We start from the raw sequence: 25,786 nt of genomic DNA on the forward strand, positions 1-25,786 counted from the left end.
ACGACAGTCCGTGAAGGGGGGGAGATAAAGAATAACCTCCCGAAGGAGGTTATTGAAAACAGTAATCGGTCAAATCTAAAGTGGCAGAGCTAGCCAGAAACAAGATTTATTCTACGTAGAACTTCTGTTTGAACTTCAACTGTGTATTGAGTTTATTCTGATATTTGATTGCGATTTTAAAGTTGATCACCTGATCATCACGGTAGGGGACTTCTGCGACATAGTAGATAGCATCAGCTTCACGGATCTCCCTGAACTCTAGATTGATACGCGCATCCAGAAGGTTATTAGCAATGCCTGAAATTTCAACCGCAACAGGAGGATTCCCCTCTTGGCTGGTGTCGAGCACAGATACATTGATGATCCCCGTATAACTACTGCGTTTAATGCCGTACGACTTAGCAATAGTGGGAGTGAGAAATGTGCTGCCAAAGGCGACGTAGTGAATATCGAAGTTACCTACCTTCTGCTTCTGTTCTGCTGAAACGTTGCCGACGAAGGCGAGAGTGAGAATTAGTGCTGATAAAATAGCTCTGAACATGACTGGCTCCTGTGTTATCCGTTCTATCTACGTGGATGACTAAAGTATAGGTGTTTACATCATTAAACGCTGTTATACCACTCATTGTGTTACAAAAACATCTATAACAGGGCGTTGATAATCTGAGGGATAAGCCTGGGTGAAAGTATTTTTATCTGTTTATGCCTGCCTAATTGCCCTTTGAGGATCATGATATCCCCCTTAGGCACCTTAAAGGCTTTCGACAGGTATTTGATGAGGTGAGCGTTCGCCTTACCATCGACCGGAGGGGCTGTGATGGCTATTTTAAGCTCCTCTCCATGAACCCCTACAATCTGGTCCCGACTGGCTTTGGGTTGAATATAGAGATTAAGCAGCAGGTCATCCTGCTGCTTAGAGACGGGAAGCACTATACGTTTGCCCAGAAAGGTACATATTGCGCTAGCAAGATATTGACGAAGTTAAGGATGATCATCATTACGAGTAATGACAGGTCTAACCCGCCCATAGAAGGGAGCATGCGACGTATTGGCGACAGGAAAGGTTCGGTTAACTGTCCCATGACCATCTCAATAGGGTTATGACCTTGGCTGACCCAGCTTAATATGGCTCGAATGATCAGCATCCAGAAGAGCAATACTCCAGCCTCTTTAAAGACAGATACGACGGCAACTAACAAAATTGTTAGAATATCGATGGCTGCGCCGACGATGAGACTAAGGATAACAAATTTAGCCACGACGACCATAAGGGCAAGTAATACCGATGCCGTATCAAACCCACCTATGGAGGGGAGAACACGGCGCATAGGCGCGACAATCGGATGGGTAGCTTTTACAATAAACTGACTGAATGGATTGTAAAAATCGGCCTTAGCGAGTTGAAGCCAAATTCGGAGAATCACAACCATCAGGTAAAGATCAAAAACGGTACTGATTAAAAAACTTAATGCATTCATAAGTATGCTCTATTCTATAATGTTGAAAGTTAGTACTATCGAAATTAATATTGCTCAGCCATCTCTTGAGCGCGGGCGACACAGTCATCCATCGCTTTGCTCACCAGTCCTCTGATATTACCAGATTCAAAGGCGGCAATCGCCTGAGCCGTTGTCCCGCCTTTAGAGGTGACATTTTCCCTGAGTTGCGCGGCGGAAAGCTCCGGGTTTTGAATCACCATTTCGGCAGCACCAAGCGCGGCTTGCTGAACTAAGGCTCTGGCCTTGAGCTCATCCATTCCAGAGTTGGTTGCGTTAGCTATCATGGCTTCCATAAACAGAAAGAAATATGCAGGAGAGCTGCCTGCCAGGGCAATAACCTGATTTAGCTCCTCCTCCTTCTCTACCCAGACGATTTTGCCACCACTTAACATCAGTTGTTCACAGAACCGTTTTTGCTGTTCTGAAATATTGTCGCCAGCATATAACCCCGTCATACCGACACCAATTTGAGTTGGGGTATTGGGCATTGTACGGATAAGTTTGATCTCTTGTCCGAAATAATCGTTATAACGATTAGCGGTAATACCTGCGGCTATTGTAATAACGAGCTTTTTTGATAGGTCGAGCGTACTGAGCTGCTCGCAGACGGCCTGCATAAAATGGGGCTTTACACTCAAGACGATGACATCGGCCTCTTTGGCCGCTGCAAGGTTATCATGGGAAACCTGAATATTGAGGTCCCGCTTGAGATCGTTTAATTTACCGACGCTTGGGTTAGTCGCGTGAATGAGTGACGGAGTATAGCCGCTTTTTACTAGCCCGCTGGTAATGCTGCGGGTCATGTTTCCTGCCCCGATAAAACACAACTTCTTCTCAACCATGTGACATCTCTTATTATCTCTTCGAATTTCTTTAATAAATATTTGGGCTCGAACTCAATAAAACAAGCCCGGTAGGCTAATGAAAGCTAAAAGCCCGCAGGGATTGCGGCTCAAGCATTCAAGCTCTTCTCTCTTTCACCAAATATCGCACTGCCAATTCTAACCATCGTTGAGCCATGCTCTACGGCTTGTTCCAAATCGTTACTCATCCCCATAGAGAGAGTATCAAGGTCTGGGTAGATGGCTTTTAACTCCAGGAATAAACTCTGCAGTTGTTGGAACTCATCTTTTTGCTTGCGTTTATCATCTGTTGCCGTTGGAATCGCCATCAATCCACGCAGCATCAACTTTGGAAGGGCATCGATAGTGTTGGCCAGTACCATAAGCTCAGAAGGGACGATTCCTGACTTACTCGCCTCACCACTAATGTTAACCTGAATACAGATATTGAGTGGTTTTAGCGCATCGGGACGTTGGTCATTCAGACGCACAGCAATTTTATCCCGACAAAGGGTATGCATCCAATCGAAAAGGCCCGCAACGACCTTTGTCTTATTGGATTGCAGGGGACCGATGAAGTGCCATTGGATTTCAGGACAGATAGATTTCAGCTCGTTTACCTTAGACTCTCCCTCCTGGACATAGTTTTCTCCGAAAAGTCTCTGACCAGCAGCATAGGCCGCTATAATATCTGTAATAGGTTTAGTTTTACTCACCGCGAGTAACTGAATTTCATCGGCATTTCTTGATGAAAACTTTGCTGCGTGGGTAATTCGTTGCTGGGCGTTAGCCAGCCTGTCTGCTATTGTTGTCATGATGTAAGTTTTTTGATTGAATGGATATCCCATACTATGGAAATCACAGAGTTACTTGCCTTTAGTGTAAAGCACAAAGCGTCAGATCTACACCTTTCAGCGGGCGTATCTCCTATGATACGTGTTGATGGCGAAGTCAGAAAGATCAATCTTCCGGCTTTAGATCATCAAGGTGTTCATGGACTCGTCTATGACATCATGAATGATAAGCAGCGTAAAGATTATGAAGAACATTTAGAGATAGATTTTTCGTTCGAAGTGCCAAACTTAGCGCGTTTCCGTGTCAATGCCTTCAATCAGGCACGAGGCGCCGCCGCCGTATTTCGTACTATCCCCAGTGACATCTTAAGCCTAGAGCAACTCGGCGCGCCGGAGATCTTTAAGAAGATCTCCAGTTTTCCCCGTGGGCTGGTGTTGGTAACCGGACCAACAGGTTCGGGTAAGAGTACCACCTTAGCAGCCATGATCGATTATATAAATGATGCTCGTCACGAGCATATTCTGACCATCGAAGACCCGATAGAATTCGTTCACCAAAATAAGCAATGTCTGATTAACCAGCGTGAGGTTCACCGCCATACTCACAGCTTTAATGCAGCCTTGCGTAGTGCACTTCGTGAAGATCCCGATGTGATCCTGGTGGGTGAGATGCGAGATCTCGAAACCATTCGACTTGCGATGACTGCGGCCGAAACGGGTCACTTGGTTTTCGGCACTCTGCACACCACATCGGCGGCAAAAACCATTGACCGTATAGTCGATGTATTCCCCGAAGGAGAAAAGGGCATGGTTAGAACCATGTTGTCCGAGTCTCTACAGGCGGTAATCTCTCAGACCCTGATTAAGAAGGTGGGTGGCGGCCGTGTCGCAGCACATGAAATTATGATGGGAACCCCGGCGATTCGTAACCTTATTCGAGAAGACAAAGTCGCTCAAATGTATTCAGCGATTCAAACGGGTATGTCTCACGGTATGCAGACCTTAGATCAATGTCTGCAGAATCTGGTTAATCGTGGTCAAATTACTCGTGAAGATGCACAGCATAAGAGTGCAACCAAGCAAACTTTTTAATATCACCTGGATTTTAAGGCTTTATTATGGATGTTCGTCCCTTCTTAAAAATAATGGTGGAGCGTAAAGCATCTGATCTATTTATCACTGCAGGCTTTCCACCCAGTGCAAAAATTGATGGTGAGTTGAGACCCTTAAGTGAGAGCTCATTTAACCCCGCACAGGCACTGGATTTTGTTGAGTCTCTGATGACTGATGTACAGAAAACTGAGTTTCATGAGAGTCGGGAGTGTAACTTTGCTTTTGCCGCAAAAGAGCTGGGACGTTTTCGTGTCAGTGCCTTCTGGCAAAGAGAGGCGCCGGGCTGTGTCATGCGCAGGATTGAAACTAAAATCCCGGAAGTGGACGATCTGAAGCTTCCACCCATTTTAAAAGATCTCGTGATGAGTAAGCGCGGGCTTATCATTATGGTTGGTGGTACGGGAACGGGTAAATCGACCTCGTTGGCGGCGCTGGTGGGTTATCGTAATGCAAACTCTCGGGGTCATATCCTGACGATTGAGGATCCCGTCGAGTTTGTTCACGATCACCGCAAGAGTATCGTTACTCAGCGAGAAGTTGGTATCGATACCGAGTCATTCGATGCCGCCCTTAAAAGTTCGCTTCGTCAGGCTCCGGATGTGATCCTAATCGGTGAGATCCGAAGCCAGGAGACGATGGAGTTTGCGCTCTCATTTGCTGAAACCGGTCACCTGTGTATGGCCACTTTGCACGCAAACAATGCAAACCAAGCACTGGACCGAATCATGCACTTAGTGCCTGAGAGTAAGCATCAACAGCTGTTATTCGACCTTTCTTTAAACTTACGAGGCATTGTCGCACAGCAGTTGGTTCCCAAAGCGGACGGCACCGGTCGACGTGCAGCCATTGAAATTTTGATTAACACGCCAAGGATCTCAAGTTTAATTGCCAAAAATGAGCTGCACTCACTTAAAGAGACAATGGCAAAGTCAAACGAGCAGGGGATGCAGACTTTCGACCAAGCGTTATTGAATCTCTATACCGAAGGAGAGATAAGTTACGCCGATGCGCTCCATCACGCCGATTCACCTAACGATCTTCGCTTGATGATTAAACTTCAAGGCTCAGACCCCTCCAGTTCAGGTTTTATGGAAGGTGTCACACTGGATATGGATTAATCCTTTCAGTGTGAGTCATGATTTCGGATATAACAAAGGGAGCCTAGGCTCCCTTTTATTTAGGTGGGTGTTACTCGCCGCTTAATATAAACTCTCGAAATAGCTTTCGATAATCAATACCGCCGACATCGCATCGACTTGTCCCTTAGTTAGCGCTTTATAGCCGCCCATCTCAAAGAGTCTGGCTTTAGCATCGGCGGTAGTGAGACGTTCATCTTGAGTGGCAATTTTCACCCCAAATCGGCCATTAATACGATTGGCAAACTTTTTGGCTCTCTGCGTCATCTCCTGCTCTGAGCCATCCATGTTTAGTGGCAAGCCTACAACGACCAAGTCGGGTTTCCACTCCTCTATCAGCATCCCAATCTCTTCCCACTTTGGGATCCCATCGACTGCCTTAATCGACAACAAGGGGTTAGCGCTACCGGTGAGCGATTGTCCTATGGCGACGCCAATACTCTTAGTACCGTAATCGAAGCCTAATACCGTTATTGAACTCATAAATAACTTCTTAATAAATTGTTGGAATATGACTTTTAGCGCATCTAATCCAAGTGAGACTAATTGCTCAAAGCCTTACTTGATTAAGCATGGCCGGTTTGGTTAGACAACTGCCATATATCGAAGCCCAAGGATTCGGTGGCACATTGCCAACGATCTTCATATTCGGTAGAAAATAGCAGTTCAGCAGTGGCAGGAATAGATAGCCAGGTATTCTCTGCCAGCTCCTGTTCGAGCTGATCTCGGCTCCAACCTGCATAACCCAGTGCGACAATGAACTGCTCCGGGGCGGTATCGCTTCCTAGTGCCGACAATACATCTCTCGATGTGGTCAGCATAAGTTCGTCAGTGAGTGACTGACTGTTGTTCCAGATTGATTGAGGTGTATGAAGTACAAATCCTCTTTCTGGGGTTACCGGGCCCCCTATGAGTACTTTTGAGCCTAAAGAGGTGATAAGTTCCGGCTCCTCTTTGAGTTGCATCTGAAGCAGGAGTTCATTGACTTCGATACCGATAGGGCGGTTTATCATTATTCCCATCGCACCTTTTTCGTCGTGTTCGCAGATATAGATCACCGAACGTTCAAAGAAGGTGTCTTTAAGTGAGGGCATAGCGATTAAAAAGTGATTTTGTAAACTTTCCATTTGAGCTCCACTAAAGGGATTAGGCTAACTATGTTGAATATGGGACTTAACCGCCCGCTAATTTAACCTTGTAATTGAGCTTCTCTAACAGCGTTTTTAACAGTTCCCTATTATCAGTTTGAACCTCAATATTGAACTCTTTTACAGTACCGCCACAACCGCACTGTTTTTTTAATTTTTGCGCTAAAGCTTTTAGTTCTTTCTCATTTAATCCAAGTCCCTTAATGATAGATACCCCTTTTCCTTTTCGGCCTTTACTGTCTTTGTGGATCCTAATGATTCCATCACCAACAGGCGCTTGAGGCGTTTCAATTTCAGGTGAGATCCTGCCGATATCTGTACTATAAACAAGAGATACATTTGAGTCTTTTTTCATGAGAGCGTCATTAATTAGCGATGGTAAGGTGAGTTTAACAAATTGAAGAATCTTGTGGGAACTTAAAATAAAACGTGGAAATAAAAATGACCACACATGGTGGTCAATGGACAATTATCTATTCATTTGCAGGGATATAGATAAGTTGGAGCTTCCTAGGTTGCCTCAAACTGACACAAGAGGAAGTGCAGTTGGCAATAAAAATGATAAAACGACTTAAATTGCCTGTGCGACTCCTATTAAGAGTGAGATCGCGGTAATGGCCGCACAGGGAAGGATAAACTTATGAAGTTTTGGCAGCGCTATCGAGCAGGCTGTCAACACAAAGCCTATTGATGCTGCGCCATAACTGTTGGTGTCACCGCTGAGTAGAGAAAACATCAGCCAAGCCAATACGCCGGCCGGTAATATCAATAAACTGAGGTGGCCAAAGTCGACCTTATCAGAGTCACTCTCTGTTTGGGCTGTGGCTTTAACGGGGGCGAACATGTAAACAGCGGCCGAAATAAGAAAGGCGGTTGCAAACCAAAACATAGATAACTCCAATGGTGCGTGACTGATAATCATTATCATTAAGGCTTGCGCTGAAGTCAAGCTGAACGATACAAGTTTTAATATAAAATTGAGTTGTAGATCATAAGATTGCTATGTAAGCTGATATTTAATTATGGATTGTGTGAATTTAGGATTTGACGGGGTTTTAATATGAAGAAAGTTATAGTTGTTTTGGCTGCAATGGCGTTGAGCGCCTGCAGTTCGATGAAGACAAGTTCAGATTATGATCCTGCGGCTAACTTTAGTGATGTGAAAACCTATGCCTGGGTTGAACAGAAAAGCCAGGATACCAGTTACCATTTAGATGGATTGATGGATCAACGTGTGCGAGCTGCCGTCGATAGCCAGCTTTCACTCAAGGGGGTAACACTCAGCGATCCTCAAACTGCAGATATTTTGGTGAATTACCTCACCAAGGTAGATAAGAAGATTAACGTAGATACCTTCAATACAAACTTTGGATATAACCCCTATTATGGTTCACGATGGGGCATGAGCGGCTCTATGCATACTCAAACCACGGTTCGTGAGTATGAGGTTGGAACCTTGATCTTAGATATGATTGATAGAGAAACCGGAAAGTTGATCTGGCGTGGCTCGGTGGCCGATACCATCAGAGATAAGAATACGCCGGAAGAGAGGGTTGAGGTTGTTAACAAGGCTATTTCCGAAATGCTGTTGAATTATCCCCCTAAGCCAGAAGCGAAATAGCCTAGAGTTAATCTGTAATACCAATCGGTATAATATAAAGGCGAGCATAGTTATTATGCTCGCCTTTTTTCTACTCTCTGACTCGTCTTCTTTCTTGATGAGTTTTAGCTACTACATCGTGGTCTATTGTGAGACCGATTAAAAGTGGATGGGTCAATCTCCTATCCGTAGGGGGAATAATAAAAACAACGTATGACAAGCGTATGATAAATTCAATGGCAAATCGATGACAGGCGGGTTCATCGGGCCAAGGGGGAATGGGAATGGGGAGAGGCAAGGGCGATTCTCAAGCAAAAGACGACCCGAGGTCGCCTTTTGCTTGATGCTTTACTAAGGATGGAGTTTAGCTTCGTCTCATTCGTGCCACAAACATACCGTCTGTATCGGCTTCGAACGGGAATACGGTTAGCATCTCTGTTTCGTTGCCGGTGAACGGGTGGGTACTCGACTCTATGGTGAATTCACTCTGCTCTGCTAAAAAGGCATTAACCACCTCTTCATTTTCAAGAGGAGAGAGTGAGCAGGTGGCATAGACTAAGGTGCCGCCACGTTTTACTGCCTGACTGCATCTGCGCAGAATATCGAGTTGCAACTCAGGTTTGTCCTGAACCGCTTCCACGGCATCTATCCAGCGCATATCTGGGTTTCGACGCCAGGTGCCGGTGCAGCTACAAGGCGCATCGACGAGTACGCCATCGAAATGGGCGTGGGGTACAGGCAGCTCATCGGATTTCCAAGGGGAAACGGATATCCCCTTGAAGCCGGCGCGCTTAGCTCGCTTGGCCAACTCCTCTAAGGGTTTGCGACGTATATCGGAAGCTATGATACTGCCAGTGGATTGAACGTTTTGCTTAAGCATCAGAGATCTGAGTTGTAAGCTTTTACCTCCGGCGCCGCTACAGGTGTCCCACCAAAGGTCACTCTCTTTGGGCGCACAGATATGGCCAATCACCTGAGAGCCAAGATCCTGGATCTCCAGCTTGCCCTCTTTATACAGAGGTAAGCCATTAAGATTAATGCTCTTATGGCCTAAGTTAATGGTGTCACTGAAATAGTCACTGGATTTCGCCGGAACATCGACCCGGTTCAGCTGCTCAATAGCGGTGTCGGTATCGATATTTTGCGCCCGGCTCCAGATAGGAGGACGCGATGACAGAGACTGGACCATGGCCAATCGCTGCGCCGCATCTTCGATAGGGCAAACTTGCCAGAACCACTCTGGCACCAGCTCATCGGTATCAAATTTCAGTGGTGAAAATTGCGCATTCATCCATTCACACTTGCTGCTCACGCAAGGGAATGCAGTCGATGGCGCATCCGGACCTGAGCCATCGCTTGAGCTAGATTTAGAACCAGAGCCAGACTTAGACAAGTCGAGACCTGAAAACTCGCCCCAGGCTTGAATAATGTCATGCCAAGCGTGTGACTCAATGGTAGCAGTCGCGGTGAGCATGGAGAACCAGGCTTGACTCGACTGTGCTTCGCTCAATTTGCTTAACCAGCCCCACCAACGGAACATGGCAAACAAACTCTCACGGATCACGCGTCGGTCTTTAGAACCATGCTTCTTATTGATCCTGAAATACTCTCCCACAACACGATCGGCAGGTTGCTGCTTATCCATAACCTGATGAAACAGCAGATATATGGTATTGGCGTAGCTCAGCGCCCGCTTCTGAGACGTGGTCTCAGCCTGTACGTCTGTGATTGAGAGTAGATCTTTTGGGGTGGAGTTACTTTGGCTTGAGTTTAAGGAGTCGCCCATGGGTAGTTGCCTAGCGCTGGTATTTATCTGGGTGCAAGTGTAACAGAAGTTGGGCTGCCTTAGAATGAAGGCTGGTGGCATTTTTGTTTGGGGTTTTGGGATTGGGTAGTGTGTTTAAAGGTTGTTCTTTCATTGCTATTTATCGCCTCCAGGGAGGGGATGTGCAGATACTTATATGAGTCGCCGCAAGCACTTCTGACCTCCAGGGGAGGAGGAAATGCCGAAAAATGTAGGGAACATTTTCGGTCTTGTGGGCTCTGCGATTTCAAATAACCTCCATGTTTAACGGCCAGCTCGACATCCAGTGTCTCGTTAGAAAGAGTATCACTTCGTGATACCTCACCCTGTCATCGAAGCTCACAGTCGCATCTACACTTGGTGATTTGAAAAGAAAGTACTCTCCTCGACTCTACTTTATATAACGTTATCTACCCATATTTTATTTGGTTATTTAGCCTGACAATTTTTAATTGTGAAGGTTTGGCTATTGAGATAATAGAAAAAGGAGAGTAAATTCAGATAACTAAATAAGTTTATGTCGACAGTGCAAGATGTAGTGCGCCAGATAAGAATAGCCATTCTTATGATTGCTTGCAGGTCTAAGGCTTGTAAAGCGAAGCTTCCCTCACGCCGCTGTGTGGGGGGGGGAGGCTTCAAGGGCATGACAAGGATATGGAAAGTAAACTCACGGATAGAGTAGCGACAACCTCCTCTCTCCGACATTAAATAGTAAAGAGTAAGAGCAAACTGTTCCATGAGACCTTTGGGTCATGAACAATGATCGTTATGTGCAAGGCACTAATATTCGTGTATTTCATGTTTGGCAGTTATAATGTAAATGCAAAATATTGCGATGAATTAATACAATTAAACTAAAGAGAATATTATGAGTAAAGGTACAGTAAAGTGGTTCAATGCAGATAAAGGTTTCGGATTCATTACACCAGAAGATGGTGGTAAAGATCTTTTTGTTCATCATTCAGAAATTCAAAGTGGCGGTGATTACGCAACGCTAAATGACGGTCAAGCTGTTGAATTTGAAGTTGGTCAAGGTCAAAAAGGACCTTGCGCTAATAAGGTTGTTCCTCTTTAGTAGTAAGCAGGTAACAATCCAATAAAGTAAGACGAAAAACAGTTGGCTGTTTCGCTTCACTGCACAATATAGCCAACTATTTTTAGCCCCTTCATTGGGGCATTATCACATCTCCGATTGCCATACTTTTTCCAATCAAAATCTCATGAGTTAGAGTCTAAGCCCTAACTTAATTTAGTCAAAAATGTCCTAGTGATTACTTTTAAACTCAAATTGAAGAGATGGCTGTCAGATATGCTTCACAGCGACTCACTGGAGTATCTTCACATCAAGTCGTTCTCACATCTGAGTCATAGGAATATGGGATAGCTATTCTAAAAACACGATAAAGACTCATGTTTTACTTGATTTTTGCCTTGCTAAACGAGGTTTAGTGGTCATACTGCCTCCCACCTCGTTCAGTTTTCAACTGACCTACGGAATATTTGTATTTTTGCAAACCTGTTACTGATTATTGCCGAACCATTTTTGTCTGATTTTGTCGAGTTCTCCACTTTCTATGAGCTGTTTTTTGCCTTGTTCAAAAGCTTTAAATAATGTGTCACGCCTGGGGTTACTCTTGAGGGATGCTAAGTACTCGTGAGTAGAGTCGAGGATGGCGAGCTTTCGATATTTATGTTTCCAACCTGTTTGTTTTAAAAAATAGTCCCAGCTGTATTCGTAACCAAGGAGGGCATCAATCCGGTTTGACGCTAACATTTTAAATCCTTGTTGACTGCCGTTGACGTCATACTTGACTATATCTGTGGTTGAGTTCCATTTATCCCCATAGTTGAAAGCTCTTTTAACACCAACTGTTAATCCTTCTAGCGAGCTTAAATCTCGCCACAGTATTGTGCTGCCTGCATTTACATAAAGCGCAAAATTAATCTCGCTGATGGGTTCCTCTGAGTAATCAAATACCTTTAGCCTCTCTACGCTCTTTCCTGCAGGGAATAGAATGTCAACTTTACCGCTCTGCAAGGAATGCAATGCTCTGGCCCATGGCGTAATGGATAAATGAATTGAGTACCCCATCCTATGGAAACTGGCTCTGAACACATCCCAGCTATATCCGCTAAAGCCCACCGCATCTTGACCAACAGGAATGAACTGATTACTTTTGCTATCTTCAGTCGCGATACAGAAGGGAGCGTAATCACTTAATGTTGCAACACGAATTAGTTTTTCATCGGCGGAGGTTGAGTGGCTGATTAAAACTAAAATCAGGGAGATTAAGAGATGTCTGTAGTGCATATTATCTCCAAATAACGTCTTTGTTAGCATAGTGACGAATATTTTTAAATATAGCATTTGTGTACTACATGATACTTTTTTCGCGTACAAAGCTAAGGTATTGGGTAATAGAGGTGCCCACGGAAAGTAACTCTGGATACTGATAGATGAAAAATCAGTACCCACTATATAGCCAGATGCAAAAGGCCAACTTGCATTGTACAGAAGCACTCCGTAGGCGTACTTACCTAGGGCGCATGTGATGTGCCAGGTAGAGCAGAACATTTCAACAAACACCAAGCTGAAGTAACAATAAACGAGAGTAGCGGTAACATTCACTCGCCACTCGCCACTCAAAGCCTACTCGGTCACCATCTTTCGGATCTCCTTTGCTCGCTCTTCATCGTTAAGATCCGATGAGGGTGGGGTGACGATACCTTTCAGAGAAGCGGGTCGCTGTGCTAGCTCCTCAATCCAGCGCTGCAGGTGGATTAGCCCTGTGATATCTACACCGCTCCATTCAAAGGTTCTCACCCAAGGCCAGGTGGCCATGTCGGCGATGGTGTATTCCTCGCCCGCTAAATAACGGTTGTCGGCGAGTTGGTTATTCATCACCTCGAACAGGCGACGGCTCTCATGTTGGTAGCGATCGATGGCCGCGGGTATTTTTTCCGGGAAGTAGCGGTAAAAGACATTGGCCTGTCCCATCATGGGGCCGACGCCACCCATCTGAAACATCAACCATTGAATGGCTTGTGAGCGCTTCTTAGGATTAGCGGGCAGGAATTTCCCTGTCTTCTCGGCGAGATAAAGCAAGATGGCACCAGACTCGAAGACGGCAAAATCATCGTTATCTCTGTCTATGATGGCTGGAATACGGCCATTGGGGTTGATGGCGAGAAACTCGGGCTTTTTCTGTTCCGCTGCCATCAAGTCGATATGGTTAACCCGATATTCCAACCCCATCTCCTCTAATGCGATTGAGATCTTATGTCCGTTCGGTGTTGCTGCTGTGTAGAGGTCTATCATAATGGCTCCCAAATTTATTCGCTGACTAACTTGATTAATAGGTTTGATGAACTGGCCCGATTAACTAATCGTTGCGGCATTGACCTTTTGAACCGACGGGCGTTGCGCTATCTGTTGCTGCCATCGCATCAGATGAACTTGCTCGGCACTGGGCGTGATATCCAGATGCTTGATAAAACTGAGCATGACATAGGCGGTGATGTCTGCGATGGAAAAAGTGTCACCGGCGATGTAATGGTGTTGGCTTAACTGAGCCTCCAACGTGGGCAGGAAGTCGATCACTCTCTGGCGTGACTCATGCCCCCAAGCTTCAACACAGTTCTCTCTATCTTCATAGATCTTAGTGATGTTTCTGAAAGCCTGAAAACCGACGAACAAGCCCTGGAGTTCACAGATACGTTGCCACATTTCTATCTGAGCCTTCTCGATAGGCGTATTTCCAAACAGAGAGTGCTCTGGTGTGTGCAGCTCATCGAAGTAGCGGCAGATGGCGATGGATTCGCATAGGTGCTCACCACTATCCAGAGCAAGGCAGGGAATTCGACCATTGACGCTTTTGGCTCTGAACTCCTCGGTCAGGTTCTCGCCGCCGCGAACATCGACGCTTACCCTTTCGATCTCTATCCCTAATTCGGCAAGGAATATATTCACTCGCCTGGCGCTGGGAGTCGGGGCTAGTTCATACAGTTTCATTATTGGCTCTTCTCATTAGTGTTGCTTATTAGTGAAAGTAAACACTTTAACGGAACGATTGGTTAGGTTAGAATCTAAACCATACCAGAACGTTCGGTCAAGAATAAATTTAAACTAAAGCAGAGTAAAAAGATCTATGGCAAGAAGTTGTAATTTTGATAGAGAAGAGAAATTGGTTATGGCCATGGAGCTGTTCTGGCAGCAGGGCTATGATGCGACTTCGGTGGCAGACTTGGTATCACACTTAGGTATCAATCGCTTTAGCCTCTATAACACCTATGGGGACAAGCTGAGTCTGTATCGTGAGTCGCTTAAATACTATTTAGATCAATACTCCCAGCCAAAATTGGCACCTTTAGCAGAAAATGAGGGGATCGATGGGCTGTTAATCTATATTGACCGCTTCGTGGCGATTCAAAGGGAGCAAAAATATGGCTGCTTCCTACAAAATGCGATACTCGAAAAGATCGTCTCGGATGAGGTGGTTAAAGAGCAATGTGATCGTTTGTTCGATGGGATGCAGGCGGCTTTCTGTCAGTCATTAGCGTATTCAAAGGCTCATGATGAGTTAATAGAGGGAGTCGAGCCCCTTAAGGTAAGCCGGTTTATAATAACGCAGCTTCAAGGGATAAGAGTATTAGGTAAAGCGTGTCAGTTTGAAGTGATACGCGATGCGGTGGAACTCTTAGTCGATTACCTTAATGGACTCAAGGTGGTTGACAGTGAATGATGCGCTGCAAAACAGCGCAGTTTTTACTTGTAACGCCTGGTCGTTAGCGAGTTCAGATCAGTAATCCAGATCCAATGCGAAGCAGAGATAGCCCATCAACTTCTGAGTCAGCTTAAATTCATTGGCGCACCAATTCACAAAATCTTTGTCATATACCTGTTCATTATCTATGTTCTTGATAGCGATGAAATCTTTTCGTTTAAGCTCATCGATCATGGGATGGTCTTTATCATAGCCCCGTGGTGGCCGCACTAAGCTATCTCCCTCCATCTCAAACCCTCCGGCTCTCAATTGCGCCAGCGCCTTCTTATAGGCATTAGGATTTTCATCGAGACAGGTGCGGATCCGATTCAGCGCCTTCGAATCAGGGTGCCAAATTCCGGCACCGAGAAAGCAGCCCTCGTTGGCGATATGTAGGTATAACCCCGGAGCGTGAACATCTTTGCCCTGAAAATGCCTGAACTGAATGCCGACATTGGTCTTGTAGGGGGTCTTATCTTTACTGAACCTGGCATCACGTTGTGGCCGCATCAAGCTGCCACCCACTTTTTTCGGTACGGCGGTCAGTCTGGGAGACAGAGACAGAATATGCGGCTGCATGGCTTCGATGAATTTTAGCGCCGGTGTGCGCACCTCATCTTCATATTGCGTCTGATGGGACTTGAACCATTCGCGCTCATTGTTACTGGCGAGCAGAGATAAAAATGAAAAACTTTCCTGACTAAACATAGGGATACGCTACCCGATAACGGACTGGAATTGATAATGCAAAAAATAACACAGGAAGGGGGTGATTGGGAAAAATTTGCTGCTTGCGATTTGATGAACCTAAATGTGACAAAAGATATTAGATTATACTTACATTTGTTAAATTCGTGTTGCTCTATTGTTATGCTTTGTGATGTCTGTTAGTTTCTAAATCGTAAAGCCAACGATAATGTCGAAAAAGGCACGCTTAACAGTGAAAAGTGTTGCGGCATTATTCAGTTGCAATAGTAACTCTATACTAAAAAATAAATCGGAGAGACTTTATGAAATTATCTAAAATTGCGGGTGCGATCATTGCCCTGACAGTGAGCGTATCGACTACCGCAAAAGCAGATGACGATCGTTATATTATTCAAGTGGACAATAACAATAAAGGCATCGTTAAGGCGTTAGCAAACAAGCTTGGTGCTCAAATACATGTAGATGGAAATGGTTTTATTTCGGCAACTTTTGCCGGTAAAGATCTTTCACAGGTTAAAGGGTTACTCAATAACCCACACATTAAACTGGTCGAAGCGGATCAACGTCGACACCTGATGTCTGTCTTCAGTGATGACGCGGGTAATCCAATGACTGAGCAGGTAACCCCTTATGCGGTTTATCAGTCTCAGGCCGATCAGCTTACCTTCAATGCCAATGCCGGCATGAAGGTATGTATTATCGACTCGGGTCTGGATAGCACCAATGGTGATTTCGAGTGGAACAATATTACCGGTGACAATGACTCGGGTACTGGGAATTGGAATGACCATGGTGGCCCACATGGCACACACGTTGCGGGTACCGTAGCTGCTGCAGATAATGGTTTTGGTGTTGTAGGTATGGCACCGGGCGCCGATCTGCATATCATCAAGGTATTTAATGAAGACGGATGGGGTTACTCATCAGATCTGGCAAAAGCAGCGGATCTCTGTAGTGCTGCTGGTGCTAACATCATCAGCATGAGTCTTGGTGGTGGTGGTTCAAACTCTACCGAATCCAATGCCTTTCAGGCATTTACCGATGCGGGTGGCTTGGTCGTAGCCGCTGCCGGTAACGACGGTAACAACGTACGCTCATATCCGGCGGGTTACCCCTCAGTGATGATGATTGGCGCGAACGATGCCGATAATAACATCGCCGATTTCTCTCAGTTCCCAAGCTGCCTGTCTGGTCGCGGCAAGCGTGCGAAGGATGATGAGACTATCTGTGTAGAAGTTACGGCAGGTGGTGTCGATACACTTTCGACCTATCCGGCGGGTATGGCGACGTCGGCAAACATGACTGCCGATGACGTGGCTTACGCCAGCTCTGCGATGGAAAACTCTGGCGCTGTCAACGGTGGCACTTACTACATGGGGACAGCCGAGGCGACCGACAGCGGTGCTAACGGCAATATCTGTGTGATCGACCGCGGAACTATCTCTTTCCACGATAAAGTGGCTAACTGTGAGGGCTCTGGCGGTGTTGGTGCAATCATCATCAACAATGAAGCGGGTATGCTTTATGCCACTTTGGGTGATACCAATACCACAACTATTCCGGCGGTTGGCGCAGCCTTCGAAGACCGAGCTGCGCTGCTCGCTGCCGGCAGTGCGAATATCGATATCGGTACCTCAGATTTTGGTTTTATGAGCGGAACCTCGATGGCGACGCCTGCAGTGTCTGGTCTTGCTGCACTGGTTTGGTCAAATCATAACGAGTGTACGGGTACCGAGATCCGTGAAGCTCTGAAAGCGACAGCCATGGACAGCGGCGCTCCGGGTAACGATGTTTACTTCGGTTATGGTATCGTCAAGGCGGCTGGGGCCGATGCTTACCTGACGGCTAATGGTTGTGCCGGTAACGGCGGTGGTACAGAGCCTGGTGGTGACTTCACTCTTTCTGCCAGCGGCTATAAGAGCAAAGGCGTGAAGAATGTCGACTTGAGCTTTAGCGGCGCGGCAGGCAGCAATGTCGATGTGTATCGTGATGGCAGCATGATTGCTACTACTTCTGCAAGTTCGACTTATACCGATTCAATCACATCTAAGGGTGGTGGTTCATACACCTATAAAGCCTGTGATGAAGGAACGTCGACCTGTACTGCTGAGCAGACGGTTAACTTTTAAGTGATTAGTCGCCTCGACAGTGTGTTAAACCGTGCTCGAAGCTACTGAGCTTAATTAAAGTAAAATAAAAACCGCAGCCTTCGCTGCGGTTTTTTATTGTGAAAAGCGTGCGTGGTGCAACTCTCTGCTGCTGGTTCCAAGAGAACCGTGATTTTAAAAGATCACAGTCACCACCTCCGAGCAGTCTCCGCCGCCGGCGTTACACACCTGAATCGTATGAGTGGCACCGCCTTTTAGTCCGGTATCAAAATCGTAACTATAGGGTTCATCACTTCCTCCGCTGGCAAAGATAGCATCATCGTTATCGAAGTAGATATCGACATCCTGATATTGATACCATTGCAGGTCGATATGTTTAACGCCCTTAACCTTCCTGCCTGTGGCAGTGAGATTAATGGGGCTTGCAGCTTCGGTGGTGGCCGAAACGGTATTGGACTCGACAGAGCTGCCATAACCATTAAATGCAGTGACGCGATAGTAATAGGTCGTATCGGCCGATAATCCGCTATCGCTGAAATCGGTAACATTTGCACCTACCGAACCTGCGGAACTCCAGCTGCTTTCATCGATTGATCGCTCGATATTAAAGCCCGATTCATCATTCGAGGCATCTGTCCAATTGATATCTATCTGACTCGATGATATCGGCGTCGCACTTTGCAGAGTTGGTGTTGCCGGTACATCACCACCGAGCAGTGTCTCACTACTGATATAGAGTTGCTGGATAGTGACGGTATCTAAGCTTCTGCGCCCAGGGGTGTGATCCGTGTCTTCGACGCGAATACGAACTTCACCACTGGTGCCCTGAGGCATCAAGAAAGATGCGAGTCCCACATCGACACTATTCTGAATCGATGTAAACTCGGTATAGGCTCCGCCATTTACTGAGTAGGAGAAGCGCATCTCATCGCTGTCTGAAGAGTTTGTCATCCAGGCATTCAGATGTAGGGTCACTGTGTTACCCGGTGTCACATTAAATAACCAGGTATGTTGCAGATAGCTATAGCGGCTGCTTTTTCTGCCGCCGGACTCCCGCTCCCTAATTGTCTGAGCCGAGCTGTTATCGAAGGTGTCTGTGTAATTCCCTCCTACCGTACCCGAACCTAATATCTCGCCTTGTGCATATTGGTCCAGATAAGCCGGTGGTGAGATACTGACATCAGATAGTGTGATGCTATCCTGATCGCCTAAGTTATCGGTGACGGTCAGACTCGGAGTATATGTACCTTGAGCCGCATAGAGATGGCTCGGATTGGCGGAAGTTGAACCGTTGCCGTCGCCGAATAGCCAGGCATAGGTAATGGTGCCCAAATCATCCTGATCTTTTGAGCCCGTACTATAGAATTGAATGCTATGGGGGGCGGTTCCCGAATAACTGTCGGCATTGGCGACCGCGATGGGGGGGTTATTAACCACAAAGATGGCTAGCGTGTCCGAGTCTGTGAGGTTGTCGGAATCGGTAACTGTCAGGGTCACCGTATATTCGCCCGGCGCTTGATATTCGTGAGATGGACTGACTCCGCTAGCTAAATTACCGTCACCGAAATCCCAGCTGTAGCCTGTGATCCCGATATCATCGGTGGAGGCTGAACCTTCGAAGAACGCGGTGATTGGTGCATATCCGGGCACATACCCCACCGATGCGGCGACGGCCGTCGGGGCTTGTAAGTTGCTATCATTTTGCACGCTGCCATTTATGGAATACCAGCCTAAGCTGCCGTAATCACTGTAACCGGTAGAGAGATCGCCTTTACCGATGCCATCCACCTTCAGGTAATATTCACCGCCATTGGCGAAACTGCCGCTGATCGCCGCGGGTAGTGAAGAGCTGGGGTTATTGCTGGCTATCAGAGTGCCTGAACTGTTATAGAGCTGAGCCAGAATATCCAGGTTTGGGCTTACAGCGGATGGCGAGATATTCAGAGTGAAACTTCCCGCGCCGGCAGTGAAGCTAAACATGTCCATATCATCACGGCGTCGTATCAGACCACTGCCTTCGAGTATGGTCGTGTCGCCGTTGGGAGATTCAATTAACGCAGTTGCATTAGCGATACTGTCGCCATGGTCATCTAGCATCAAAGGCGCGCCGTAATTCTGAATGACTTGAATATCATCTTGAAACTGATTGGCCTGAGGATACTCGCCCTTACTCCACTGCACCAAAGAGCGGTAGTAGCCCACTCCCATGATGGGTGCCCAGCCGGTGGCGCCGGAGCCGTGGCCTTGGTAGTAGCTGGACCCACCATTCTGTCCATCGTGGCTAAGCCCAAGGTTATGGCCGGCTTCATGGGAAATAGCTTCTCCTGCGCCGACAACACTGGTATTAAAGACGAAAGCGGGTTTATAGCGATCTCCGTAATAATCGAAGACCCCGACATAGGCGAAACCGCCACAACCACAATTAGCAAAATTATCCTGAGTCATTACTACTCGGGTTCCATAGTATGGATCGTTTGAATCGCTACGGGTGATGGTGCTCTGTGGAGGCTCTTGTGTGGTGATATCAACATCGAAGGGGGCATAATCTTCGGCAACCTGTTTCCACATCAGGTAGATATAATCGAGCTCATTTTGAGTAAAGCTATCGGAGCTTCCCTCGCGGTTGTAGGGTGGGGAGACTATCGTACCTGTGTTATAGGAGGTGTTCCATTGTCTGCCTTCGGTGATATGCCCGTCAAAATCCAGATGGATTACCCGACTGGCCCCCGGGCGACTATGTAACATAAAGGTCTGTGACTCACTTAACACCGTTTCGGGATCGGATCCCGGATCGGGTTCTGCAAGATCCGCCGGTGCTTCCACTTCAACGTAGAAAATACGCCCCTGATGATCCAGCCACACACTGCGGTCTTCTCGTATCATCTTGGCAAAATCTGCGGTGCTCATTTCGTATGCTGCTGCCATGGCAGGCAGTTTATCGCCCAATAGCCCTATGGCGTGTTCGCCATTGGCGGGTTCGGGTAGGTTGACGTCAGGGAAGGCTCGGTGTTGAGCTCCGGGATTAGAAGGTGTTTCAGAAATCGCTTTTGTATTGGTGTTAGTCGTTGGGTTGGCTGCAGCGGCATCTGATCCTGATAAACCTGCTGCAGATAAGGACAGGCTTAGTAGCGCGACCCTCATGATGTTAGCTTTGTAATCCATTACCGTTCCCCTTATTTAAGCGGCCGATAGTTATCTTAAGTCTAGCAGAGGCGCGGGTTTGAAGCGTTTTGTTACATGTTTTCAATTCAAGTTGCGAATATCTTTAAGAATATTTTTTAGGAAAAGGTGATTTTTACTGAAAATTAGCGGTGAATTGATAGGTGCTATCAGTCTTGGAAGAGATAAAAACAGGCCGCAATCTTTTACGGCCTGTATGGATCATTGATGAACTATTCAGCTATGCACTTCGATAGAGGTAAGGGGCGATGTTGGTCACTCTCTTCGTGATAGACGAAGCACTGCTCGCCCTGAATAAAAAGTTGAACCACATCGGGCATCTCAAAGTTTCGACCCATAATAAGTTGACCACTGGGATCGGTATGAGGGGCACGACTGAGTGATAAGCGGCTACTTTGCATAAATGCATCGTCTGCAATCAGTACCTCTTCGGCCTTCAGGAGGCTGGCGATGGCATGCTGGAGTTCGGCTTTGCTGTCAGTCGAACTATCACTCAATAGTGCCGGGCTAGCCTCGCTAACCCTTAGGTCTTGGGCTTGCAGGGAGCAACCCGCGAGCAGAAGTAGTATTCCAGGTAAGTAGTGAATTTTCATCTGAACCTCTATTTTTGGCTAGTACTCTGGCTTAGTACTGTGAGCTTTGGGTTAATATACGGTTATTTAGCAGCACATTCTGCGTTCGAGTATCTTCCAAAGTGAAACCGGGATCGATAAACTGAGTTCGAGGCTTGGCTTTAGCCACTCTGCTACCTATTGCCGGGCATCGGCCATTAGCGCGATAGTAAAGGGCGGCACTGAGCAAACGCTCACTGGTATCGCCTAAGGCATGGCTGAAGTCATCGCTCAGACTACATCCGGGAATTTCACTGTCCAGAGTCGGGCTGGTGCTCGGGACAAAACCATCGGAATAGTCACCGAAGCCTTTATCGTTCTCGCCCTTAAACTGCACCGTAAAAAATGTCGTGCCGCAGTTTGGCGTCGGGTAGAAGCCATAGGGCTTACCGCAAGTCGTATCCCCAATCTGGATAACCTCCACATCGATGCCGCGCAGGCTGTTCATCAGTGCTTCACTGGCTGAGCAGGTATTGGCTGTCGTGAGCACAAACAGACGTGACAGGTTAAGGCTTGGCAGAGACTGGCCGGCTCCGAGCAGTCCGGTATTAAAGCCCAGACTCTCACTAAAAAATGGCATAGGTGTTAAGGCCTGGCCCGTGACGGGATCGGTATCGGGGTGTTTGTCATTGAAGGTGCTGCGTTCAAATATTTTACCTTGGGTTGCCTGATTGCCGGCAATCATATAGCCCAGTTGACCAGCCATCGCTAGCAGGCCTCCACCGTTATATCTGAGATCCAGCACTAAGTCATCAACCCCCGCGTCGCTAAGGGTATTGACGGCATCAAACAGGCCGCGCTCGGCGGTAGCGATATGGGAGTTAAACTGTAGGTACCCCACTTTTCCTGTAGTGGTTACTATTGTCGTAGTGTTCTGAACCGGGGTCGAGACAATTGTCTGCGCCGTCAGGGTCATATCACTGAAGGTCGTTTTATCTAAGTGTTGGAATGTGAACTGGGTCTGTTGGCCGGCAGTTTCGGGAAACAGGCCTCGGCTGAGTATCGCTAAGCTGGCGCTATCGGCCGCATCTTTTACATTTACGCCATCGATCTCAATGACCACATAGCCGCGGGTAATTTCCACGTCCGATGCCGGCGAGTCAGGCTCGACATAGGTCACGGTTATTTTTCGATCCAGAGCACCTTCGGCCTGCTGAATGTAGAAATGAGCGCCATAGCCCACGGAGGCACCGGACTGGTTTAGCTGATCCCACTCGCTCGTCGGCATTGAGAAGTGGAACTTATCTTTGGTATTGCCGGTCGCCGACAGCTCTTGGGTCTTTAATTGTTCGAAATAGGGGAGCACACCGAAAGGGGCCGGGTCTATATCGGCAATTTCGTTATACCAGAGGTAAGTGTCGTTACTCCATGAGCGTAACCAGAGTTTTTCCGTTAGCTCTGAGCCAGTCTGATTGGCGGCGCATTGTCCGGCAAGTTCACTGTCGGGAGCAAATACCCCCGCTACCCACTGCGGCGTCCCAGAGTTATTATCGCCACCACCGCAACCCGTTAAGATTAGCAGGGTTGAAGAGAGGAGCAGTGTCAGTGTTTTGCCAGAGAAAAACGTCATAAATAATCCCTTATTAAACTCATGTTTCATTTGGATACGAAATGATAAGTCTGTTAATTGCTTGTGGTGTCTGTATTTTATACCACAACTTCCTTTTTGCGTATGCCGCACTTACACTTCTTTTTGATGGGAAAATAAAAAGGCCTGAATACTCAGGCCTTTTACTATTTTGCTACCGGTTAATCTAGCCGTAAAGTGCTCGACTAATTAATTAGGTTTCATCTAGGTTGCTACACCTCTTCGAATATCAGAAACGGTGCGACTCTGCTAACTTGTCACTGGAGTGACACACAGAGCAAGCCTCGCCCGATAGTGTTACATCGACCACGACATTACCGTCGAAAGTGGCATTCACACCGTCTTCAAGCTTCACTTCAAAATCAGCCCCATTTTGGATCATATGGTTCTTAAGTGAATCACCGCCATATGGACCATGGCAAGACCAACATGTTGCGGCTCCCGGGCTGGTGGCAAAGAAATCGGCGTCGACTTCATGGGTATTGCGTGTGATTAGTGCATTCGACTTCTCAATCTCTTTAAGGTTGGCACTACCATCGACATGACACTGAACACAATCGTTTAAGCGTGCAGGGTACTTAAATACACGGTTTGATGCTTCACCCATATTTTGTTCTTCTCGGTTTTGTGCATGTAAGGCATGAACAAAGGTGTTCCATGAGATATGGTCGAGTACCGGGTCGGCTGGTGCCTGCTCCAGTGCCATATGACCTTTATCCCACTCGGCATTGCCTAAGTTATGACAAGCGACACACTGCTGCTCTAAGTCATTACGACGTCCGTGGTAACCGTACGCTTGATCGCCATGGCAGGATGCACAAAGTGCATTATCAACAACTTGGCGACGGCTATTATCGGTGAGTCCATCTAAGGTAAAGAAGACTGATTTAGAGCGAATACGCTCGACTAAGGTGCCATCAGGAGTTGGAGCACCGGTTTTTTCATCGGCCTTAACTTGTCCCTCAATCGCTAAGATCCCCGTCTTGAGATCGGTACCGATAGGGATGATCACACCGGTTGAGTTCTTCGATTTATCATCATCAAGCTGACCGGAAATGATGTAGCTGTATTCACCGGTTGCAGGGTTAGATGAAACAGGGTCAATAGATTCAAACTTGAAGTTCACCGAGTGGTTGGCTAAGCGACCTAATTCACCCGAGTCTTTAGTTTCAGTGGTTAACATGCGGTAGCCCGCTTCCATATCCCATGAAACAGAGGCGCGAAGGGCATTGAATACCTTGGCTTCTTTTGGACTGCTGGCTAATGGCGTGCCTTCACTGTCCAGAATTTTTACGGTAAAGGTAATTTCAGCCGTGTTGTAGGTGTTGCCATCACGAACAGAGGTGCCTTGTAGGGTTGAAACTTGGGTTACATCGACACTATAAGCATCACGTGCCGCTTTTTTCGCGTCGACCTTAGTCAGGTGATATTGGGCTACATCATGACAAGTGGCACATGAGAATTGCATCTCTGGACCATGCTTAAGTTCTTCAGACGCGTGGCAGCTTAAACAGGCTTTATCATTCGTGGTGCTTGCCAACCATTCAGCGCCATTTGGAAGGGCGTCGGTGGCTTCGGTGACATGGCAACTCGTACAATCATATGAGCTAACGACAAGATCGCCATCGAGGCCGTTATGCCAGCGGTGTGCTCGCTCAACCATGCTGCCTTTAGAGTCTTTTTCACCTGTTGTATGACAGGTCGCACAGGCTTGTACATTATTTGCATAATGTGGAGAGCGATCGTAGCTGTCATAACGGGCGTAGGCGATATCTGTATGACAAGCATTACAACTTGCTGTGTCGACCATTGAGCGGGTGGTTGTCACCGCCGAACCGTCTACCATAAAGTCCACTTCAGGCATGATGTCTTGTACACTGCCAATGACCGGAATACCGCCATAGGTTTGTAGGCGAACCATGAAGCGGTGTGGAAGATCTGGGTTAAATGTATAGTCTTTTCCACTCAAATCAAGCTCGTTTACGGAGGTGGTGTTGATTACGGTATAAGATCCATCTTGATGATCCGTTAAGCAGTCTTCAGCTTCGCTGGTACAGGTGACATATCCTAGGCCCTGGCGCTCGGTATAGCCTTGTTCCGATGTGGCCAGTTGTGAGCTCAGGAAGCGAACCGAACCGATACCGACCACAGGCTGATTGAGTTCATTTGTGATCTTAAAGGTCGCAGAACGCATGCCGGCATCATCGATACCATACTCAAGATACTCCAGGTGTAAGCTTTCGGCTGATTTTGCGATAATGATGCCACTTCCACCGTCGGAACCATCGGTACCATCTTTACCATCGCTACAACCCGCTATCATTCCAGTCATGATAAGACTCAGAACGAAGCTCTTGTTTATTTGATTTTTCATCATTGCTCCAAATAGAACGTGTTTTTATTATGTTGTTATTTTTTGTGACTATTATTAATTTGCAGGGTTTAATAATATTTTTAAGTCATACCTTTTAGTTTCTTTTATACCTATTTCTTGGTACTTCTGTATAAAGCGCTTCAAATATTAAACAAACATTAATATGTTTGTTTTTTCCAGAATGATTTATGTAATGTGAAATAGATCTTTACTTTGTAAAGGGGTAAGTTATTTGTCACTTATAGTAATGAGTGTGTTTATCATTTCTGAAGTGGATATAGCGTCGATAGAGCGTTGCGCTTGCGCACTCTAAGCTAACATGCTGTTTACTAGTTGTTTTGTTGCCGTGACCAATGCGCGTCGAAGCTTTCTTGTTTACAATTATTTTACGTATGCTTTTAATTGCTCATTATTAAAGGCATCTTGTTATGTAGTGGTAGCTTAATTTATGTTTTTTATGAAAACAAACTTCGTTTACCGGGCGTCGTACGTTAACTTCTATAAGTTTAAGTTTGGTT

The 25,786-nt window shown here is 46.6% G+C and carries 24 protein-coding genes; 6 read left to right on the top strand and 18 right to left on the bottom strand.

Annotated elements, in window-relative coordinates:
• Positions 1–106: 106 nt before the first annotated feature.
• From EKG38_RS09305 to EKG38_RS09325, 5 genes are all read right to left on the bottom strand, one after another.
• Positions 107–541: a DUF4426 domain-containing protein gene (locus EKG38_RS09305; protein ID WP_126519984.1), complete on the bottom strand. Its 435-nt coding sequence runs from the start codon at positions 539–541 to the stop codon at positions 107–109.
• 101 nt (positions 542–642) lie between these two features.
• Positions 643–930 carry a DUF167 family protein YggU gene (yggU, locus tag EKG38_RS09310; protein ID WP_126519985.1) on the bottom strand — a complete coding sequence of 96 codons (288 nt, stop codon included), beginning with the start codon at positions 928–930 and terminating at the stop codon, positions 643–645.
• The gene (locus EKG38_RS09315) at positions 930–1,478 is read right to left on the bottom strand and encodes a YggT family protein (RefSeq protein ID WP_126519986.1); all 549 of its coding nucleotides are present in this window, start codon (positions 1,476–1,478) and stop codon (positions 930–932) included. The genes yggU and EKG38_RS09315 overlap by 1 nt, the downstream gene beginning before the upstream one ends.
• A gap of 44 nt (positions 1,479–1,522) precedes the next feature.
• Positions 1,523–2,341, bottom strand: a complete 819-nt coding sequence (proC, locus tag EKG38_RS09320; RefSeq protein ID WP_126519987.1) for a pyrroline-5-carboxylate reductase — start codon at positions 2,339–2,341, stop codon at positions 1,523–1,525.
• Positions 2,342–2,451: 110 nt separating this feature from the next.
• Complete coding sequence (locus EKG38_RS09325; protein WP_126519988.1) at positions 2,452–3,156, bottom strand: YggS family pyridoxal phosphate-dependent enzyme; 705 nt, start codon at positions 3,154–3,156, stop codon at positions 2,452–2,454.
• A gap of 36 nt (positions 3,157–3,192) precedes the next feature.
• Between EKG38_RS09325 and EKG38_RS09330 the strand changes: the two genes are divergently transcribed.
• Complete coding sequence (locus tag EKG38_RS09330) at positions 3,193–4,227, top strand: type IV pilus twitching motility protein PilT (RefSeq protein WP_126519989.1); 1,035 nt, start codon at positions 3,193–3,195, stop codon at positions 4,225–4,227.
• A gap of 26 nt (positions 4,228–4,253) precedes the next feature.
• Positions 4,254–5,366, top strand: a complete 1,113-nt coding sequence (locus tag EKG38_RS09335; RefSeq protein ID WP_126519990.1) for a PilT/PilU family type 4a pilus ATPase — start codon at positions 4,254–4,256, stop codon at positions 5,364–5,366.
• Positions 5,367–5,447: 81 nt separating this feature from the next.
• On the opposite strand, the gene ruvX is transcribed toward EKG38_RS09335, so the two are convergent.
• The 4 genes from ruvX to EKG38_RS09355 all read right to left on the bottom strand — a co-directional run bounded on the left by ruvX (position 5,448) and on the right by EKG38_RS09355 (position 7,421).
• Positions 5,448–5,867, bottom strand: a complete 420-nt coding sequence (gene ruvX / locus EKG38_RS09340) for a Holliday junction resolvase RuvX (protein ID WP_126519991.1) — start codon at positions 5,865–5,867, stop codon at positions 5,448–5,450.
• A gap of 83 nt (positions 5,868–5,950) precedes the next feature.
• Entirely contained in the window at positions 5,951–6,511 is a 561-nt protein-coding gene (locus EKG38_RS09345) for a YqgE/AlgH family protein (RefSeq protein ID WP_126519992.1), read from the bottom strand.
• A gap of 46 nt (positions 6,512–6,557) precedes the next feature.
• Positions 6,558–6,887 (bottom strand): stress response translation initiation inhibitor YciH, encoded by a 330-nt coding sequence (yciH, locus tag EKG38_RS09350; RefSeq protein ID WP_126519993.1) that lies wholly within the window; start codon positions 6,885–6,887, stop codon positions 6,558–6,560.
• Positions 6,888–7,103: 216 nt separating this feature from the next.
• Entirely contained in the window at positions 7,104–7,421 is a 318-nt protein-coding gene (locus tag EKG38_RS09355) for a hypothetical protein (RefSeq protein WP_126519994.1), read from the bottom strand.
• Between the two features lie 171 nt (positions 7,422–7,592).
• On the opposite strand from EKG38_RS09355, the gene EKG38_RS09360 reads away from it, so the two are divergent.
• Positions 7,593–8,153: a DUF4136 domain-containing protein gene (locus EKG38_RS09360; protein WP_126519995.1), complete on the top strand. Its 561-nt coding sequence runs from the start codon at positions 7,593–7,595 to the stop codon at positions 8,151–8,153.
• A gap of 343 nt (positions 8,154–8,496) precedes the next feature.
• Here EKG38_RS09360 and EKG38_RS09365 read toward each other — a convergent pair whose 3' ends face one another.
• The gene (locus EKG38_RS09365; RefSeq protein ID WP_126519996.1) at positions 8,497–9,918 is read right to left on the bottom strand and encodes an RsmB/NOP family class I SAM-dependent RNA methyltransferase; all 1,422 of its coding nucleotides are present in this window, start codon (positions 9,916–9,918) and stop codon (positions 8,497–8,499) included.
• A gap of 886 nt (positions 9,919–10,804) precedes the next feature.
• On the opposite strand from EKG38_RS09365, the gene EKG38_RS09370 reads away from it, so the two are divergent.
• Complete coding sequence (locus EKG38_RS09370) at positions 10,805–11,011, top strand: cold-shock protein (protein WP_126519997.1); 207 nt, start codon at positions 10,805–10,807, stop codon at positions 11,009–11,011.
• Between the two features lie 444 nt (positions 11,012–11,455).
• Here EKG38_RS09370 and EKG38_RS09375 read toward each other — a convergent pair whose 3' ends face one another.
• The 3 genes from EKG38_RS09375 to EKG38_RS09385 all read right to left on the bottom strand — a co-directional run bounded on the left by EKG38_RS09375 (position 11,456) and on the right by EKG38_RS09385 (position 13,948).
• A complete protein-coding gene (locus EKG38_RS09375; protein WP_126519998.1) occupies positions 11,456–12,247 on the bottom strand; it encodes a substrate-binding periplasmic protein in 792 nt (263 codons plus the stop codon).
• 339 nt (positions 12,248–12,586) lie between these two features.
• Positions 12,587–13,255, bottom strand: coding sequence for a glutathione S-transferase family protein (locus tag EKG38_RS09380; RefSeq protein WP_126519999.1), 669 nt, complete (start codon positions 13,253–13,255; stop codon positions 12,587–12,589).
• Between the two features lie 60 nt (positions 13,256–13,315).
• Positions 13,316–13,948, bottom strand: coding sequence for a glutathione S-transferase (locus EKG38_RS09385; protein ID WP_126520000.1), 633 nt, complete (start codon positions 13,946–13,948; stop codon positions 13,316–13,318).
• A gap of 136 nt (positions 13,949–14,084) precedes the next feature.
• On the opposite strand from EKG38_RS09385, the gene EKG38_RS09390 reads away from it, so the two are divergent.
• Positions 14,085–14,678 (top strand): TetR/AcrR family transcriptional regulator, encoded by a 594-nt coding sequence (locus tag EKG38_RS09390; protein WP_126520001.1) that lies wholly within the window; start codon positions 14,085–14,087, stop codon positions 14,676–14,678.
• Between the two features lie 57 nt (positions 14,679–14,735).
• Here EKG38_RS09390 and EKG38_RS09395 read toward each other — a convergent pair whose 3' ends face one another.
• Positions 14,736–15,407, bottom strand: a complete 672-nt coding sequence (locus EKG38_RS09395; RefSeq protein ID WP_126520002.1) for a DUF2461 domain-containing protein — start codon at positions 15,405–15,407, stop codon at positions 14,736–14,738.
• Positions 15,408–15,709: 302 nt separating this feature from the next.
• On the opposite strand from EKG38_RS09395, the gene EKG38_RS09400 reads away from it, so the two are divergent.
• Positions 15,710–17,536 carry a S8 family serine peptidase gene (locus tag EKG38_RS09400; RefSeq protein ID WP_126520003.1) on the top strand — a complete coding sequence of 609 codons (1,827 nt, stop codon included), beginning with the start codon at positions 15,710–15,712 and terminating at the stop codon, positions 17,534–17,536.
• A gap of 153 nt (positions 17,537–17,689) precedes the next feature.
• On the opposite strand, the gene EKG38_RS09405 is transcribed toward EKG38_RS09400, so the two are convergent.
• The 4 genes from EKG38_RS09405 to EKG38_RS09420 all read right to left on the bottom strand — a co-directional run bounded on the left by EKG38_RS09405 (position 17,690) and on the right by EKG38_RS09420 (position 25,268).
• Positions 17,690–20,677, bottom strand: coding sequence for a PKD domain-containing protein (locus tag EKG38_RS09405; protein ID WP_126520004.1), 2,988 nt, complete (start codon positions 20,675–20,677; stop codon positions 17,690–17,692).
• Between the two features lie 230 nt (positions 20,678–20,907).
• Positions 20,908–21,288 carry a hypothetical protein gene (locus tag EKG38_RS09410; protein WP_126520005.1) on the bottom strand — a complete coding sequence of 127 codons (381 nt, stop codon included), beginning with the start codon at positions 21,286–21,288 and terminating at the stop codon, positions 20,908–20,910.
• 31 nt (positions 21,289–21,319) lie between these two features.
• Positions 21,320–22,876, bottom strand: a complete 1,557-nt coding sequence (locus EKG38_RS09415; protein WP_126520006.1) for a S41 family peptidase — start codon at positions 22,874–22,876, stop codon at positions 21,320–21,322.
• A 247-nt stretch (positions 22,877–23,123) separates the two neighbouring features.
• Complete coding sequence (locus tag EKG38_RS09420) at positions 23,124–25,268, bottom strand: OmcA/MtrC family decaheme c-type cytochrome (protein ID WP_185826821.1); 2,145 nt, start codon at positions 25,266–25,268, stop codon at positions 23,124–23,126.
• Positions 25,269–25,786: the final 518 nt, after the last annotated feature.

Origin of the sequence: Shewanella canadensis (assembly GCF_003966225.1) — a bacterium.
Classification (GTDB): Bacteria; Pseudomonadota; Gammaproteobacteria; order Enterobacterales; family Shewanellaceae; genus Shewanella; species Shewanella canadensis.

Bases quoted from the DNA above. Each gene is read 5' to 3' on its own strand.
- ruvX (WP_126519991.1), bottom strand. From the start codon at position 5,867: ATGAGTTCAATAACGGTATTAGGCTTCGATTACGGTACTAAGAGTATT.
- proC (WP_126519987.1), bottom strand. From the start codon at position 2,341: ATGGTTGAGAAGAAGTTGTGTTTTATCGGGGCAGGAAACATGACCCGC.
- EKG38_RS09305 (WP_126519984.1), bottom strand. From the start codon at position 541: ATGTTCAGAGCTATTTTATCAGCACTAATTCTCACTCTCGCCTTCGTC.
- EKG38_RS09400 (WP_126520003.1), top strand. From the start codon at position 15,710: ATGAAATTATCTAAAATTGCGGGTGCGATCATTGCCCTGACAGTGAGC.
- EKG38_RS09405 (WP_126520004.1), bottom strand. From the start codon at position 20,677: ATGGATTACAAAGCTAACATCATGAGGGTCGCGCTACTAAGCCTGTCC.
- EKG38_RS09360 (WP_126519995.1), top strand. From the start codon at position 7,593: ATGAAGAAAGTTATAGTTGTTTTGGCTGCAATGGCGTTGAGCGCCTGC.
- EKG38_RS09410 (WP_126520005.1), bottom strand. From the start codon at position 21,288: ATGAAAATTCACTACTTACCTGGAATACTACTTCTGCTCGCGGGTTGC.
- EKG38_RS09335 (WP_126519990.1), top strand. From the start codon at position 4,254: ATGGATGTTCGTCCCTTCTTAAAAATAATGGTGGAGCGTAAAGCATCT.
- EKG38_RS09325 (WP_126519988.1), bottom strand. From the start codon at position 3,156: ATGACAACAATAGCAGACAGGCTGGCTAACGCCCAGCAACGAATTACC.
- EKG38_RS09375 (WP_126519998.1), bottom strand. From the start codon at position 12,247: ATGCACTACAGACATCTCTTAATCTCCCTGATTTTAGTTTTAATCAGC.
- EKG38_RS09315 (WP_126519986.1), bottom strand. From the start codon at position 1,478: ATGAATGCATTAAGTTTTTTAATCAGTACCGTTTTTGATCTTTACCTG.
- EKG38_RS09355 (WP_126519994.1), bottom strand. From the start codon at position 7,421: ATGTTTTGGTTTGCAACCGCCTTTCTTATTTCGGCCGCTGTTTACATG.
- EKG38_RS09395 (WP_126520002.1), bottom strand. From the start codon at position 15,407: ATGTTTAGTCAGGAAAGTTTTTCATTTTTATCTCTGCTCGCCAGTAAC.
- yciH (WP_126519993.1), bottom strand. From the start codon at position 6,887: ATGAAAAAAGACTCAAATGTATCTCTTGTTTATAGTACAGATATCGGC.
- EKG38_RS09420 (WP_185826821.1), bottom strand. From the start codon at position 25,268: ATGAAAAATCAAATAAACAAGAGCTTCGTTCTGAGTCTTATCATGACT.
- EKG38_RS09385 (WP_126520000.1), bottom strand. From the start codon at position 13,948: ATGAAACTGTATGAACTAGCCCCGACTCCCAGCGCCAGGCGAGTGAAT.
- EKG38_RS09345 (WP_126519992.1), bottom strand. From the start codon at position 6,511: ATGGAAAGTTTACAAAATCACTTTTTAATCGCTATGCCCTCACTTAAA.
- EKG38_RS09330 (WP_126519989.1), top strand. From the start codon at position 3,193: ATGGAAATCACAGAGTTACTTGCCTTTAGTGTAAAGCACAAAGCGTCA.
- EKG38_RS09370 (WP_126519997.1), top strand. From the start codon at position 10,805: ATGAGTAAAGGTACAGTAAAGTGGTTCAATGCAGATAAAGGTTTCGGA.
- EKG38_RS09365 (WP_126519996.1), bottom strand. From the start codon at position 9,918: ATGGGCGACTCCTTAAACTCAAGCCAAAGTAACTCCACCCCAAAAGAT.
- EKG38_RS09415 (WP_126520006.1), bottom strand. From the start codon at position 22,876: ATGACGTTTTTCTCTGGCAAAACACTGACACTGCTCCTCTCTTCAACC.
- EKG38_RS09390 (WP_126520001.1), top strand. From the start codon at position 14,085: ATGGCAAGAAGTTGTAATTTTGATAGAGAAGAGAAATTGGTTATGGCC.
- EKG38_RS09380 (WP_126519999.1), bottom strand. From the start codon at position 13,255: ATGATAGACCTCTACACAGCAGCAACACCGAACGGACATAAGATCTCA.